The organism is Kitasatospora sp. NPDC059408 (genome assembly GCF_042751525.1).
Taxonomy (GTDB): Bacteria; Actinomycetota; Actinomycetes; order Streptomycetales; family Streptomycetaceae; genus Kitasatospora.
In genome coordinates this window covers 1-14,308 of record NZ_JBHYWI010000087.1, presented here as the reverse complement: position 1 = coordinate 14,308, position 14,308 = coordinate 1, and the positions used below count along the sequence as shown (strand labels likewise).

The 14,308-nt window shown below is 71.7% G+C and carries 12 protein-coding genes, 1 tRNA gene and 1 pseudogene; 7 read left to right on the top strand and 7 right to left on the bottom strand.

Annotated features, from left to right (window positions below):
• Positions 1 to 175 precede the first annotated feature (175 nt).
• Positions 176 to 248, top strand: a tRNA-Ala gene (locus ACFXDE_RS36910).
• A gap of 68 nt (positions 249 to 316) precedes the next feature.
• On the opposite strand, the gene ACFXDE_RS36905 is transcribed toward ACFXDE_RS36910, so the two are convergent.
• On the bottom strand, positions 317 to 1,054 hold the full coding sequence (locus ACFXDE_RS36905) for a DUF5324 family protein (RefSeq protein ID WP_380498761.1): 738 nt from the start codon (positions 1,052 to 1,054) through the stop codon (positions 317 to 319).
• Positions 1,055 to 1,283: 229 nt separating this feature from the next.
• Between ACFXDE_RS36905 and ACFXDE_RS36900 the strand changes: the two genes are divergently transcribed.
• On the top strand, positions 1,284 to 2,189 hold the full coding sequence (locus tag ACFXDE_RS36900) for a rhomboid family intramembrane serine protease (protein WP_380498760.1): 906 nt from the start codon (positions 1,284 to 1,286) through the stop codon (positions 2,187 to 2,189).
• A gap of 368 nt (positions 2,190 to 2,557) precedes the next feature.
• Here ACFXDE_RS36900 and crgA read toward each other — a convergent pair whose 3' ends face one another.
• Positions 2,558 to 2,806, bottom strand: coding sequence for a cell division protein CrgA (gene crgA, locus ACFXDE_RS36895; RefSeq protein ID WP_380440808.1), 249 nt, complete (start codon positions 2,804 to 2,806; stop codon positions 2,558 to 2,560).
• Between the two features lie 168 nt (positions 2,807 to 2,974).
• Between crgA and ACFXDE_RS36890 the strand changes: the two genes are divergently transcribed.
• The 5 genes from ACFXDE_RS36890 to ACFXDE_RS36870 all read left to right on the top strand — a co-directional run bounded on the left by ACFXDE_RS36890 (position 2,975) and on the right by ACFXDE_RS36870 (position 6,718).
• Entirely contained in the window at positions 2,975 to 3,739 is a 765-nt protein-coding gene (locus ACFXDE_RS36890; protein ID WP_380440810.1) for a DUF881 domain-containing protein, read from the top strand.
• A gap of 69 nt (positions 3,740 to 3,808) precedes the next feature.
• A complete protein-coding gene (locus ACFXDE_RS36885) occupies positions 3,809 to 3,988 on the top strand; it encodes a hypothetical protein (RefSeq protein WP_363647589.1) in 180 nt (59 codons plus the stop codon).
• Between the two features lie 57 nt (positions 3,989 to 4,045).
• Positions 4,046 to 4,711 carry an aminodeoxychorismate/anthranilate synthase component II gene (locus tag ACFXDE_RS36880; protein WP_380498759.1) on the top strand — a complete coding sequence of 222 codons (666 nt, stop codon included), beginning with the start codon at positions 4,046 to 4,048 and terminating at the stop codon, positions 4,709 to 4,711.
• Positions 4,712 to 4,716: 5 nt separating this feature from the next.
• A complete protein-coding gene (locus ACFXDE_RS36875; RefSeq protein WP_380498758.1) occupies positions 4,717 to 5,886 on the top strand; it encodes a class E sortase in 1,170 nt (389 codons plus the stop codon).
• A gap of 34 nt (positions 5,887 to 5,920) precedes the next feature.
• Positions 5,921 to 6,718 (top strand): class E sortase, encoded by a 798-nt coding sequence (locus ACFXDE_RS36870; RefSeq protein WP_380498757.1) that lies wholly within the window; start codon positions 5,921 to 5,923, stop codon positions 6,716 to 6,718.
• Between the two features lie 121 nt (positions 6,719 to 6,839).
• On the opposite strand, the gene pknB is transcribed toward ACFXDE_RS36870, so the two are convergent.
• The 5 genes and pseudogenes from pknB to ACFXDE_RS36845 form a co-directional block, all read right to left on the bottom strand.
• Positions 6,840 to 8,960: a Stk1 family PASTA domain-containing Ser/Thr kinase gene (pknB, locus tag ACFXDE_RS36865; protein ID WP_380498756.1), complete on the bottom strand. Its 2,121-nt coding sequence runs from the start codon at positions 8,958 to 8,960 to the stop codon at positions 6,840 to 6,842.
• Between the two features lie 260 nt (positions 8,961 to 9,220).
• Positions 9,221 to 10,678: a peptidoglycan D,D-transpeptidase FtsI family protein gene (locus ACFXDE_RS36860; RefSeq protein ID WP_380448651.1), complete on the bottom strand. Its 1,458-nt coding sequence runs from the start codon at positions 10,676 to 10,678 to the stop codon at positions 9,221 to 9,223.
• A complete protein-coding gene (locus tag ACFXDE_RS36855; RefSeq protein WP_380448659.1) occupies positions 10,675 to 12,051 on the bottom strand; it encodes an FtsW/RodA/SpoVE family cell cycle protein in 1,377 nt (458 codons plus the stop codon). Before ACFXDE_RS36855 ends, ACFXDE_RS36860 begins: the two co-directional genes overlap by 4 nt.
• Before the next feature lie 160 nt (positions 12,052 to 12,211).
• On the bottom strand, positions 12,212 to 13,870 hold the full coding sequence (locus ACFXDE_RS36850; RefSeq protein WP_380498755.1) for a PP2C family protein-serine/threonine phosphatase: 1,659 nt from the start codon (positions 13,868 to 13,870) through the stop codon (positions 12,212 to 12,214).
• A gap of 53 nt (positions 13,871 to 13,923) precedes the next feature.
• Positions 13,924 to 14,235, bottom strand: a pseudogene (locus ACFXDE_RS36845) (FHA domain-containing protein); the annotation flags it as partial.
• Positions 14,236 to 14,308 lie beyond the last annotated feature (73 nt).

Below are 14,308 nucleotides of genomic sequence, written 5' to 3'. Positions count from 1 at the left end.
GTCGCGCACCCCGGGGCTTTCTTCCGTGCTCCTTTGTTGGGGGGCGCTCCGGCGGCCACCTCGGGGGGGCCGCCCGGGTCCCGGACCGGGTCGGCCGATTCCCTCAGGGGGACGGCACCGGTAGGCCGCCGGAACCCGGTACGCTAGTGCCCGTCGGCACCGGCGGTGCCGTAGAGGGGCATTAGCTCAGTTGGTAGAGCGCTGCCTTTGCAAGGCAGATGTCAGGAGTTCGAGTCTCCTATGCTCCACAGTTCGCAGTACCAGCCGATCGGCCGTTGACCTGAGTCCGGGTCAACGGCCGATCGGCGTTCCGGCGTCAGTGCGGCTTGCGCGGGTCGTGCGGCTTGGGGCGGTCGTCGGCCGGGGGAGCGGGCTCGTCGGCCGCCCCCTCGGGGCCCGTGCCGTTGACCGGTGCGGCGGAGGAGCCGGTCGCGTGGGCGCCGACCGGCTGCGCGGCCTGCGGCGCCGGGGGCTCGACCAGCCACTCCGGGTTGCCGTGCCGGCGCCACCACTGCCAGGCGAGGACCCCGCCGCCGACCGCCACCGCGCCCGCCACGGCGAGGCCGGCGGCCCAGCCGTTGTGCTGTTCCTTCCTGGCGTTGCGGGCGGCGAGGTCGCTGATCTCGGCGGAGCTGACGTGGCCCTGGAGGGCGGTGAGCGCGGCGGCGCCCCGGGCCTGGGCCTCCTGCGCGACCGGGACGACCGCGGCGCGGGCGTCCCCGACCGCCTGGACGACCCTGGGGGCGACCGTGGAGCGCGCCTGGTCCGCGGCGCGGGCGGCGGAGAGGCGGGCGGCCAGTGCGGCCTCCTGGGCCCGGTGGAAGGCCTTCAGGGCGTTCTCCTGGGCGTCCGGCGGGAGGCTGGCGAAGGCGTGGCCGAACTGGGGGGCGAGGTGCCGGTCGTACTGGACGCGGAGGCTCTGGGCGGCCTGGGAGGCCTTCGGCCCGAGCGCGTCGAGGGCGGGGCCCAGGCGCTGCTTGGCGCCGTCCGCGAGGTGCGCGGCGGTGTCCCGGGTCCTGGCGGCCGTCTCACGAGCTGAGTCCAAACGGGTCACGGGTTCTCTCCTCCTGGGTGGCGTCCTATATGCACATATCCACCTGAATGCTGATCATGCATCCTGATTTGTCCGACGGCACCCCGGGGTGGGCCGTCTGCGGGTGTCGCGGGTGCTTGGGGAGGGGGACCGGCGGGGCAGGATCGAGAGTGGGGACGACGTCCGCCGCCGGGGCGGCCGCAGTAGGCTGGCGGCTCCGGTGGTCCTGTACGGGAAGGGGAAACCGCTGATGCTCCCGGACGAGCCGAGGCCGCCGGCCGATGGGGTCCAGGCGTCCACTCCCGAGGCCGTTACGCCCGGGTGCTACCGCCATCCGCAGACGCCCACCGGCATCTCGTGCACCCGATGCGGGCGCCCGGTCTGCCCGTCGTGCATGGTGCCCGCCTCGGTGGGCTTCCAGTGCCCCGAGTGCGTCAGCGGCGCGCACGCCCAGGTGCGGCGGCCGACCACCCGCTACGGCGGGGCGCTGACGGCCGACGGCGCGCTCGTCACCAAGGTCCTGATCGGGATCAACGTCGCGGTCTTCGTGCTCGCCGCCTACGTCTTCTCGCCGTGGCTGGTCCAGGACTGGTCGCTGTTCAGCGCCGGGCGGGCGATCCCGGGCGGTCCCGGGGGCGTCGCCGACGGCCCCGGCCAGTGGTACCGGCTGCTGACGGCGACCTTCCTGCACGTCCAGGTCTGGCACATCGGCTTCAACATGCTGGCGCTCTGGTGGACCGGGCCGGTGCTGGAGGCGGTGCTCGGCCGGGCGCGCTTCCTCGGCCTCTACCTGCTCTCGGGCCTGGCCGGCAGCGCCTTCGCGTTCCTCGTGGCCGGCAACCTGATGAACTCGGTCGGGGCCTCCGGGGCGATCTACGGCCTCTTCGGGGCGACGCTCGTGCTGCAGATCAGGACCCGCAGTCCGATCGGCCCGGTGATGGCCCTGCTGGTCTTCAACCTGATCCTCACCTTCTCGATGTCGGGGATCGACTGGCGCGCGCACGTGGGCGGCCTGGTGGTGGGGGCGCTGACCGCGGTTGGCCTGATGTTCGCCCCGCGCGAGCGCCGCGGGCCGGTCCAGGCGCTGACGATGGCGGGCGCGCTGGCCGTCGTCCTGGCGATGGTGCTGATCGGGATGGCCCGCTACGGCGCCTGACGCCGCGGGTCGTTGTCCACAACGGGTGCGGGGTTGTGCACAGCCCGTGTGGTGCGCCGGGTGTGGACAGCCGTTCTACGCGTGTCTGCCTGTGCGGTTCGCGCTCTCACGAAGTGCTGTCCACAGCTGTGGACAGCACTTGGCGCCCAAGTTATCCACAGGCTGGGGACACTTTTCCCCAGTGTGGATAACCATGTGGATAAAGGCGACAGTGTGATTGTGGGGATAGCTGCCCGGCCGGTCGCCCGGCTCCGGGCACGCCTCGACGCCGTCCCGGGTCGAGCTGTCCGGGACGGCGGAGGGGCCGTGTCAGGGGGTCGGAAGGGCCGATCGGCGGCGTGATCCGGCCAGGGCGTGGGCCCCGGCCGTCACTTCCACTGGGTGGAGACGCCGAAGCCCGCCGCGATGAAGCCGAAGCCGACCAGGATGTTCCAGTTCCGCCAGCTCTCGACCGGGTAGTTCCCGCTCGTCACGTAGTAGGTGACGATCCACACCAGCCCGATCAGGAACAGTGCCAGCATCAGGGGCGCGACCCAACTGCGGCCCGAACTGATCTTCACCACGGCGGTCGTCGGCGGGGTGTAGTCGGACTTCTTGCGGAGTCGAGACTTCGGCACGAGGAGCTCTCCTGTCGATGCGCTGTGAGACCGCGCAGGGGTGCAGCGGGGGCGGGTCGGCCGGCGTCACTCGTGGAGAACGCTGGGGACGGCTCCCGCACGTGCCACCGGCGTCCGTTAGCGTAGTGGCTCGGCGGGTCTTAAGGAGATAAGGGTACGGTGCCTAATTTGTCGATTCCCCCTCGGCCGACCCGTACCCGTCGATCCGGCATCCGAATTGTCGGCCGTGCCCTGACCTGCGCCGTCTTCGCGCTCGCCGGTCTGCTTTTCTACATCAGCGCACAGACCGCCCGCGGGACCGACCTGCGGACCGACAACTCGCTCCTCAGCCTCGGCGACGTGATACGCCAGCGCAGCGCCCAGAACCAGCAGGCGCAGGCCCAGCTCGCCGACCTCCAGGCCCGTGCCCAGGCGCTCACCGAGCAGCGGAGCCAGAACCCGGCCGACACCGCCCGGCTGGACGGCCTCCGGCTCGGCGCCGCGCTGGAGCCGCTCCAGGGCGGCGGCCTGACCGTCACCCTCAACGACGCCCCGCCGAACGCCACCGCCCGCATCCCCGGCGTCCCCGAGCCGGGCGTCAACGACCTGGTCATCCACCAGCAGGACATCCAGGCCGTGGTCAACGCGCTGTGGCGGGGCGGCGCCGAGGGCGTGCAGGTCATGGACCAGCGGCTGATCTCCACCAGTGCCGTCCGCTGCGTCGGCAACACCCTGCTGCTCCAGGGCCGGGTCTACTCGCCGCCCTACGTCGTCAAGGCCGTGGGGAAGACCGACGACCTGCGCGCGGCCGTGGACGGGGACCCGACGATCCGCAACTACCTGCGCTACGTCCAGGCGTACGGACTCGGCTGGAAGGTCCAGGAGAGCGGCGACCTCGCCCTGCCCGGCTACTCGGGCACCACCGACCTCCGTTCGGCGGGCGGCCAGCAGTAGCGGACCTGCCTGGACGCCGTGGAATGCGGGTCTACTCTTGACCCCAGTCTGCTACGTCGAGGGAGCACCATGTACGGCTGGATCTGGCGTCACCTCCCGGGGAACACCCTGGTCAAGGCCGTCATCTCGCTGCTCCTCATCCTCGGGGTGGTCTACCTCCTGTTCACTTACGTCTTTCCGTGGGCGGAACCGCTACTCCCCTTCGGTGACGTCACAGTGGACGGCGGTGACGGTGCCGCGGCCGGCTGAGCCGGCCGGCCCCGCTCTTCCCCTCCAGTCCCCGCGAGCCACGGAGATAGCGCGCGAATGACCACCCAGCGGACCCAGCCCCGGATCCTGGTCGTCGACAACTACGACAGCTTCGTCTTCAACCTGGTCCAGTACCTGTACCAGCTCGGCGCCACCTGCGAGGTGGTGCGCAACGACGAGGTGACCGTCGAGCACGCCGTCCGCCGCGGCAGCGGCGACGAGGGCTTCGACGGGGTGCTGCTCTCCCCCGGCCCCGGCGCGCCGGAGGAGGCCGGGGTCTGCATCGAGATGGTCCACCACTGCGCGCGGATCGGACTGCCGGTCTTCGGCGTCTGCCTGGGCCTGCAGTCGATCGCCGTCGCGTACGGCGCGGTGGTCGGCCGGGCGCCGGAGCTGCTGCACGGCAAGACCTCACTGGTCGAGCACGGGGACGGCGGGGTGTTCGAGGGCCTGCCCTCGCCGCTCACCGCCACCCGGTACCACTCGCTGGCGGTCGACCCGGCGACGGTGCCGGAGGACCTGGTGGTCACCGCCCGCACCGAGAGCGGCGTGATCATGGGCCTGCGGCACCGCGAACTGCTGGTCGAGGGCGTGCAGTTCCACCCAGAGTCGGTGCTCACCGAGGGCGGGCACCGGATGCTCGCGAACTGGCTGGCGGAGTGCGGCCACCCGCAGGCCGTGGACCGGTCGGCCGGGCTCGCCCCGGTGATCGGCCGGGGCTGAGCGGCGTGACCGCACTGCGTCCCGAGGGGCGTTACCAGCCGGAGGCGGGACCGTACGGGGACGGGCGGCAGCCCGCGGACCAGTACGGCCAGGCCGAGTACGGCGGAGGCCGGCAGGTCGGCGGCCACCAGGTCGACGGCCAGTACGGCTACGGGCAGTACGGCGGCCAGTACCAGGGCGCCCACCAGTCCCAGCCGGTCCAGCCCGCCCCGCCCGGGCAGGCGGGCGCGGAGGACGGCTGGGGCGTCTACGAGCAGGCCGAGCAGGCCGCCGACGCGCCCGAGTACCCCTGGCTGCCCGACCAGACCGTGCAGCTCCGGCTGCCCGCCGGGGAGGGCCCGGGCGCCGCCGAGGCGGCCCCGCCCACCGGCGGCCGGGCCGAGCGCCGGCGGGCCGCCCAGGGGCGCACCTCGGTGCGACCGGGCGGCGGGCGGCGCCGGGCCTCCGGCAAGGGCGCGGGGCCGCGGGCGCGGCCCAAGGAGTCCCCGGTCGTGATCGCGGCGCGCCTGGTCGGCGAGCTGTGCATCACGCTCGGCGTCGTCATGCTGCTCTTCGTCTCGTACCAGTTGTGGTGGACCAACGTGCAGGCCGACGCGGCCGCCGACGGCGCCCGCAGCCAGCTGGAGAAGCAGTTCGACGCCGCCCAGCCCGGCCAGCCGGGACAGCCGGCACCGGATCCGGCGAAACCCGAGACGTTCGAGCCCGGCAAGGGCTTCGCGATCATCTACCTGCCCAAGCTCGGGCTGAAGTTCCCGATCGCCGAGGGCACCTCCAAGTCGGCGGTGCTCGACAACGGCCTGGTCGGCCATTACACCGGCACCGGCATGCCGGCCGACAAGGCCGGCAACTTCGCGCTCGCCGCGCACCGCAACACCCACGGCGAGCCGTTCCGGTACATCAACAAGCTCGGCAAGGGCGACCAGGTCGTGGTGGAGACCGCCACCGCGTACTACACGTACGAGATCACCGGCGGCATCCCGGAGACCTCCCCCAGCAACGTCAGCGTGATCAAGGCCGTCCCGAACGGTTCCGGCTACACCGGCCCCGGCCGGTACATCACCCTCACCACCTGCACCCCGGAGTTCACCTCCAAGTTCCGCCTCATCCTGTTTGGCAAGATGACCGAGGAACGGCCGCGCAGCCAGGGCAAGCCGGCCGCGATCGCGGGCGGGTAGCCACCCGGCCGCAGGCGACGGAGGGGGAGCACCGGTGACGCAGGACGAGACGGCGGTGGAGGCCTTCCCGGAACCCGGTCCGGGCGGCGCGCCCGGACCGGAGCCGGCGCGGCGCGGGAGGGGCCGGGCGCCGGCCGTCCTCGGGGTCCTCGGCGAGCTCCTGATCACCCTGGGCCTGGTGCTCGGCCTGTTCGTCGCCTACTCGCTCTGGTGGACCAACGTCGAGGCGGACCGCTCGGCGTCCGAGGCCTCCGACAAGCTGCGCAGCGCCTGGGCCGCGGGCCCCACCGGCACGCCCTCGCCGACGCCCGGAGCGACGGCCGCCGCGCCCGCCTACGCGGCCGGGGACGGGGTCGGCTTCCTGCACGTCCCGGCGATGGGCAAGGACTACCAGGTGCTGATCCGGATGGGCGCCGACACCGACACCCTGGCCGAGGGCGTCGCCGGGGTGTACGAGCAGCCGTACCGTGCCGCGATGCCCTGGGACGCGACCGGCAACTTCGCGCTGGCCGCGCACCGGGACGGCCACGGCGCCAAGTTCCACGACCTGGACGCCGTCCGCAGGGGCGACGCGATCGTCGTCGAGACCAAGGACAAGTGGTACGTCTACAAGGTCGACAACACCCTGCCGGAGACGTCCAAGTACGACACCGGCATCGTCGCGCCCGTCCCGACCGGCTCCGGCTACACCACCCCGGGCCGGTACATCACGCTGACCACCTGCACGCCGGTCTACACCTCGCGCTACCGGATGGCGGTGTGGGGGAGCCTGGTCCGGGTGGATCCCGTGGACGCCGGGCGGACCCCGCCGCCCGAGCTGCGGCACTCCTGAGCCGCTCCTGCCCGCCGGAGAACGCCCGAGGGCCCGCCGCAGTCGCTGCGGCGGGCCCTCGGTGCTGTCGTGACAACCCCCACCAAGCCTCAGGACCCCTCAGAAGAAGGGGAAGAAGGGCTTAGGGGTTGTTCCCCCCTTTGGGGTTGGAGGGTGAGGGGCCGGGGTCCCCCCCTTTGGGCGGATCGGCCGGCCTCGTGACCAGGTTGACCTGGGTGTTCGGGTCCAGCATGGTGCCGGCCGGCGGGTTGGTCATGATGACCACGGCGTTCGGGTCCGACGGGCCGGTCACGGCGTAGCCGAGGCCGAGCTTCTGGAGCTGGCTGACGGCGTCCGACAGCTTGACGTTCTGCAGCGGCGGGACCTGGGCCTTGTCCGGCGCCTTGAAGACGACCAGCTGGATCTTCGTGTTGGCCGGGGCCTTGGTGTTGGCCGCGGGCGTCTGCGACGCGACCGTGTCGACCTTGGTCGGGTCGGTCGTCGCCACCGTCTTCGACATGTCGACCTGGAAGCCCGCGCCCTGCAGCTGGGCCGCCGCGGCGTCCTTCTGCATGCCGAGCACGGACGGAACGGCGATCTTGCTCTTGCCCTGCGAGATCGTCAGCTTGATCGGCGCGCTCGGGTCGGCCGGGCTGTTGGCGGCCGGGTCCTGGGCGGTGACGGTGTCCTGCGGGGCGGTGTCGTCGTCCTTGTACTCGGTGGTGACGTTGGTGAAGCCGGCCGCGCCGAGGGCCTGCGTCGCCTGGTCCTTGGTCTTGCCGGTCACCGGCGGGACGTTCGCCTTGGCCGGGCCGGAGGAGACCTGCACGGTGATCGTGCCGTTCTCCGCGACCTGGGTGCCGGCCGCCGGGTTCTGGGTGCAGACCTGGTCCTTCTTCACGTTGGCGTCCGGGCAGGCGATCTTGTCGCCCTCGGTCACCACGAGCTTGGGACCGGCCTGCGCGGCCGCCGTCTTCGCGTCGGCCAGGCTCTTGCCGACCAGGCTCGGCGCGGCGAGCTTCGCGGGCTCCTTGCTGCCGCCACCGCCGTTGAACATCGCCTGGGCGACGAAGAAGGTGCCGACCAGGACCAGTACGGCGGCGACCGCCAGCACGATCCAGGAGGTGTTGCTCTTCTTCGGCCGGTCCCCGCGCCGGCCGCCCTCGGAGCCGTAGCCGTCGTCGTGGCCGCCGCCCGCCGGGGCGCCGGCGTAGGTCTGGCCGTAGCCGTCGTCCGGGTAGCCGCCCTGCTGCCCGTAGCCGGGCTGGCCGACCTGCGGCAGGACGGTGGTCGGACCGCCGGGCTGCTGCGGCAGCACGTTGGTCTGGCCGTACGGGTCGTGCTGCGGGTAGCCGTTCTGGTCGTAGCCGTACCCGGCGGCGCCCATGCCGTAGGCGGCCGCCTGCTGGGCGGCGGCGACCGGGAGGCCGTCGAGGAAGCGCTCGATGTCGTCGCGCATCTCGTCGGCGCTCTGGTAGCGGTAGTCGCGCTCCTTGGCGAGGGCCTTCAGCACGATCGCGTCGACCTCGGGGCGCACCTCGGGGTCGAAGACCGACGGCGGCTGCGGCTCCTCCCGGACGTGCTGGTAGGCCACGGCCACCGGGGAGTCGCCGACGAACGGCGGGCGGACGGTCAGCAGCTCGTACAGCAGGCAGCCGGTGGAGTAGAGGTCGGACCGGGCGTCGACCTGCTCGCCCTTGGCCTGCTCGGGGGAGAGGTACTGGGCGGTGCCGATGACGGCCGAGGTCTGCGTCATGGTCATCCCGGCGTCGCCCATCGCGCGGGCGATGCCGAAGTCCATGACCTTGACGTTGCCCTGCCGGGTCAACATCACGTTGGCGGGCTTGATGTCGCGGTGGACGATGCCCGCCCGGTGCGAGTACTCCAGCGCCTGAAGGATGCCGATGGTCATCTCCAGCGCGCGCTCCGGCAGCAGCCGGCGCCCGGAGTGCAGCAGCTCGCGCAGCGTGGACCCCTCGACGTACTCCATCACGATGTACGGGATGGAGATGCCGTCGATGTAGTCCTCGCCGGTGTCGTACACGGCGACGATCGCGGGGTGGTTCAGGGACGCCGCCGACTGCGCCTCGCGGCGGAAGCGGGCCTGGAACGACGGATCCCGGGCCATGTCGGCCCGGAGCGTCTTCACTGCGACGGAACGGCCGAGCCGGGTGTCATGGCCGAGGTACACCTCGGCCATGCCGCCGCGTCCGAGGACGCCGCCGAGCTCGTACCTGCCGCCGAGGCGACGAGGCTCTTCCATAGTTCCGACCCTCTCCCTCACCCGCCGGTGAGGTTGTGACGTAGGTGTCCCCGCACGCTCTGGGTGACGCCGCGCGGCCCGCGACCGGTTCTCCGGCCGGGTCGTGCGCCGCCTCGCGGGCGGCAACGGGCACACCCGCTGCTGGCGGATACGCTACCGGTCGTACCACGTCGGACCGGAGTCACCCGTAGGCCGATACCAGACCGGTATCCGAACGGGGGTGCCGATCGTGACATTCCACTCACCCGCGGCCCTGCCCGTCACTTGCCGAGCACGGCCTGCATCACCGCCTTGGCGATCGGGGCCGCGAGGCGGCCGCCGCTGATGCCGTCGCGGTTCTGGGAGCCGTCCTCGACCACGACCGCGACCGCGACCGACTGGCCGTCCGAGGTCTTGGCCCAGGACGTGAACCAGGCGAACGGCAGGCCCGCGTTGTCCTCGCCGTGCTGGGCGGTGCCGGTCTTGCCGCCGACCTGGATGCCGGGGATCTTGGCGTTGGTGCCGGTGCCGTTCTCGACCACCGAGACCATCAGGTCCTGCATCTTCTGCGCGGTGGCCGGGCTCATGGCCTGGGAGAACTGCTTCTCGGTGTGCTTGGAGATGGTCGTCAGCGAGGCCGAGCGCTCCTGGTCGACCAGGTACGGCGTCATCAGGCTGCCGTTGTTGGCGATGGCCGCGGAGACCATGGCCATCTGCAGCGGGGTGGCGCGGGTGTCGTGCTGGCCGATCGAGTCCTGGGCGGTGCCGTCCAGGCTGGCGCTGTTCGGGAAGATGCTCTTCTCGGAGCGGACCGGGGTGTCGACGGTGCTGTTGAAGCCGAACTTCTCGGCCTGCGCCCGCATCTTGTCCTTGCCGAGGTCGGCGCCCATCTTGGCGAAGACCGTGTTGCAGGACTGGTCCAGGCCGGACTTGACGGTGGCGTTCTCGCACTTCTCGTTCGGGCTCTCGTTCTTGAGAACGGTGGCGGTGCCCGGCAGGGTGTACGGGTCCGGCGTGCTCGTCGCGTCGTCGACGTTCTGGTACAGGCCGTTCTCGAACGCGGCGGTCGCGGTGACCAGCTTGAAGGTCGAGCCGGGCGGATAGGTCTCCTTCAGCGCCCGGTTGAGCATCGGCTTGTTCGGGTCGGCGTTGAGGTCCGTCCAGGACTTGGAGTCCGAGTCCTCGCTGCCGGAGATGGTGCCCGGGTCGTAGGACGGGGTGGAGACCAGGGCGAGGATCGCGCCGGTCTTCGGGTCGAGCGCGACGACCGCGCCCTTCTTGTTGCCGAGTCCGTCCCAGGCGGCCTTCTGGGCCTTGGCGTTGATCGTCGTGACGACGTCGCCGCCCTTCTTCTGCTCACCGGTCAGCATGTCGAGGGTGTTGCGGAAGAACAGCCGGTCGTCGGTGCCGGAGAGGACGCCGTCCTCCAGGTTCTCCAGCCCGTTGGAGCCGTAGACCTGGGAGGAGTAGCCGGTGACCGGGGCGTACATCGGGCCGTCGACCCAGGAGCGCTTGTACTTGTAGCGCAGGCCGTTGACGAAGTCGGACTTCGTGACCGGCTGGCCGCCGACGACGATGTTGCCGCGCGGGTGGGCGTAGCGGTCGAACTGCTGGCGCTTGTTGTTGGCGTTGCTGGCCCAGGCGTCGGCCTGGACGCCCTGCACCCAGTTGGTGCGCAGCATCAGGGCCAGGATCAGCACGAGGCAGAAGATCGAGACCCGGCGGATCGGCTTGTTCATCTGGCGGGTCCTCCCTGGCCCTCGGTGGCGGGGGCGGGTTCGACCCCGGGTCGGCGGGCGCTGTCGCTGATCTTCAGCAGGATCGCGATGAGCGCCCAGTTGGCGACCACTGACGAACCGCCCTGGGCGAGGAACGGCATGGTCATACCGGTCAGCGGGATCAGCCCGGTGACCCCGCCGGCGACGACGAAGACCTGCAGTGCCATGGCGGAGGCGAGGCCGACGGCGAACAGCTTGCCGAACGGGTCGCGGGCGGCGAGCGCGGTGCGCAGGCCGCGCTGCACCAGCAGCGCGTAGAGCAGGAAGATCGCCATCAGGCCGGCGAGGCCGAGCTCCTCGCCGAAGGAGCCCAGGATGAAGTCGCTCTTGGCGGCGAAGTTGATCAGCCAGGACCGCCCCTGGCCGAGGCCGGAGCCGGTCACCCCGCCGGAGCCGAGCGCCATCAGCGACTGGCCGATCTGCTCGGTGGAGCCCTTCGGCGGGTGCGGGGCGAAGGCGGCCATCGGGTCGATCCAGGCGTCGATCCGGGTCTTCACGTGGCCGGCGGTCATGGCGACGGCGGTCGCGCCGCCGACCGACATCAGCAGGCCGAACAGGATCCAGCTGGTGCGCTCGGTGGCGACGTAGAGCATCACCACGAACAGGCCGAAGAACAGGAAGGACGTGCCGAGGTCGTTCTCGAAGATCAGGATCAGCAGGCTGAGCAGCCAGATCACCACGATCGGTCCGAGGTCGCGCCCGCGCGGCAGGTAGAGGCCGGCGAAGCGGCGGCTGGCCAGGGCCAGGGCGTCCCGCTTGACCATCAGGTAGCCGGCGAAGAAGACGGTGAGGATGATCTTGGCGAACTCGCCGGGCTGGATGGAGAAGCCGCCCATCCGGATCCAGATCTTGGCGCCGAAGTCCTCCGCGCGGGCCGGGAAGAACGCCGGAGCGGCGAGCAGGACGAGGGCCGCGACCATCGAGATGTAGGTGTAGCGCTGGAGCACGCGGTGGTCCTTGAGGAACACCATGACGCCGATGAACAGCGCGACGCCGAGGCCGGACCACATCAGCTGGTTCTCGGCGGCCTTGAAGTTGCCGCTGAGCAGCTTGCCCGCCTTGTCGAGCCGCCAGATCATGACCACGCCGAGCCCGTTCAGCAGGGTGGCGAGCGGCAGCATCAGCGGGTCCGCGTACGGCGCGAACCGGCGGACCAGCAGGTGTGCGACGAGGGCGAGCGAGCCCATCCCGAGGCCGTAGCCGAGCATGCCGCCGGGCAGCTCGGAGTCCATGGCGAGGCCCACGTTGGCGTAGGCGAGGACCGGGAGCAGGACGGCGAAGACCAGCAGGGCCAGCTCGGTGTTGCGCCGGTTGGGCGCTTCCTGCGGGGTGATGGTGGTGTTGCCCCGGCGCCGGCCGTCGAACCGGGCGGCCGGCGTCCGGCGCCGGCCGGGCCGGCCCGCGCCGCTGCTCAGGTCGTAGGTGCTCACTGGTGGGCCGCTCCCTGCCGGCCGGCGGGCCGGCCGGGGGCGGGCCTATGTCGGGTCACGGGGGTCACTGCTTCGGGCAGGACTCGGCGCGCTGCCGGTCCTCGTCGCTCAGGCCGGGCACGTCGCCCGCCGCGCCGGGGGCCGGTGCGGGGGTGGTGACGGGCGGCGGGGTGGCCGGGGCGCTCGGGGCGGCCGAGGAGGTGGGCGTCGGGGTGGGCACCGCGGCCACGGGGGCGCGGTTCTTCTCGCTCGGCTTCTCGCTCGGCGTGGGCGCGGGCGCGGCCACGAACCCGGCGGGGTCGGCGTACGTCGTCTGGGTGGTCTGGGTGCCCGCGGGCTGCCCGGTGGTGCCCGTCTTCGCGTCGCTGACCTTCTTGCAGAGCTTGGCCCAGCCGTCGAGCTCCTTGATGGTCGCGTCGGCGTCGTTCAGGCTGTTCACCGAGATGGTCTTGGTGACGTGCGCCTGCTGGTCCGTCGGCAGGTACTTGAGCGCGATGTCCTTGTACTCGGTGTGCACCGAGGAGAGGCTCAGGCCGGCCAGGTTCTGGTTGATGCCCTGGTAGACGGCGACGTGCCCGTCCTCCGCGCCGACGTAGTACTGGCCCTGGGTCCACTGGTAGCCGAAGTACCCGCCGCCGCCGAGCACGCCGAGGGCGACCAGGACGGCCAGCGAGACCTTGAGCCCCTTGCGCTTGCGCTTCGGCGGCTCCTCCTCGTCGAAGTCCTCGGTGCCGTAGACCGAGGGCTCGGCGCCGTTGTAGCCGCCGTACTCGCCCTCGTAGCCCTCGGCGGGGCCGAATCCGCCCGACGCGTCGTAGCCGCCGTCGTAGCCCTCGGCGGGGCCGAAGGCGCCCTGGGGCGCGCGGCCGAGGCCGGCGGCGCGGCCGGCCGGGGTGTCGGCGATGGAGCGGTCGGTGGCGGCCGAGGACGGCGGGGCGTCGGCGACCGCGCCGACCACCACCGGGACGTCGTTGAACTGGCCGCTCATGGTGTCCGTGGCGCCGACGTCGATGACGTCCGCCACGATGCAGGTGATGTTGTCCGGGCCGCCGCCGCGCAGCGCGAGCTGGATCAGCTCCTGCACGGTCTGCTCGGGCGCGTAGTAGCTGCCGAGGGTGGCTTCGAGCGTCTGGTGGCTGACCGGGCCGGAGAGGCCGTCGGAGCAGATCAGGTAGCGGTCGCCGGCCCGGACCTCGCGGATCGACAGGTCGGGCTCGACCTGGCCGCGGCCGTCCAGGGCCCGCATCAGCAGCGAGCGCTGCGGGTGGGTCTCGGCCTCCTCGGGCGTGATCCGGCCCTCGTCGACCAGGCGCTGCACCCAGGTGTGGTCCTGGGTGATCTGCACCAGCGACCCGTCGCGCAGCAGGTAGGCACGGGAGTCGCCGACGTGCACGAGGCCCATCCGCTGGCCCGTCCAGAGCATGGCGGTGAGCGTGCAGCCCATGCCCTCCAGCTGGGGGTCGTCCTCGACCATCTGCCGGAGCCGGTCGTTGGCGCCCTGGACGGCGTCACCGAGCAGGGTCAGCAGATCGGCGCCCGGCACGTCCTCGTCCAGACGGACGATGGAGCCGAGCACCTCGGAGGACGCGACCTCGCCGGCCGCGGCGCCGCCCATGCCGTCGGCCACGGCCAGCAGCCGCGGCCCGGCGTAGCCGGAGTCCTCGTTCCCCTCCCGGATCAGTCCCTTGTGGGAGCCGGCGGCGAAGCGCAGCACCAGGGTCATGCGACCTGTGCCCCCCTCTGGGTCATGGACGGGATGCTGTCCCTCATGCGCTACTACTTCCGCAGTTCGATGACGGTCCTGCCGATACGGATCGGCATGCCCGGCTGGAGCGGGGTCGGCGCGGTCAGGCGCTGCCGGTCCAGATAGGTGCCGTTGGTGGAGCCTAGATCCTCGACCGTCCACTGCCCAGTCTGGTCGGGATAGATCCTGGCATGCCGGGAGGACGCGTAGTCGTCGTCCAGCACGATGGTGGAGTCGTGCGCCCGGCCCAGGGTGATGGTCTGGCCCTGCAGCGCGACGGTGGTCCCGGCCAGGGAGCCCTGGACCACGACGAGCTGCGTCGGGGCGCCGCGGCGCCGGCCGCCTGTCTCTTATAAACAACAGACGCAGCCGACGATTTATTGAGTGTATATATCGGTGGTGGGCGGATCATTAAAA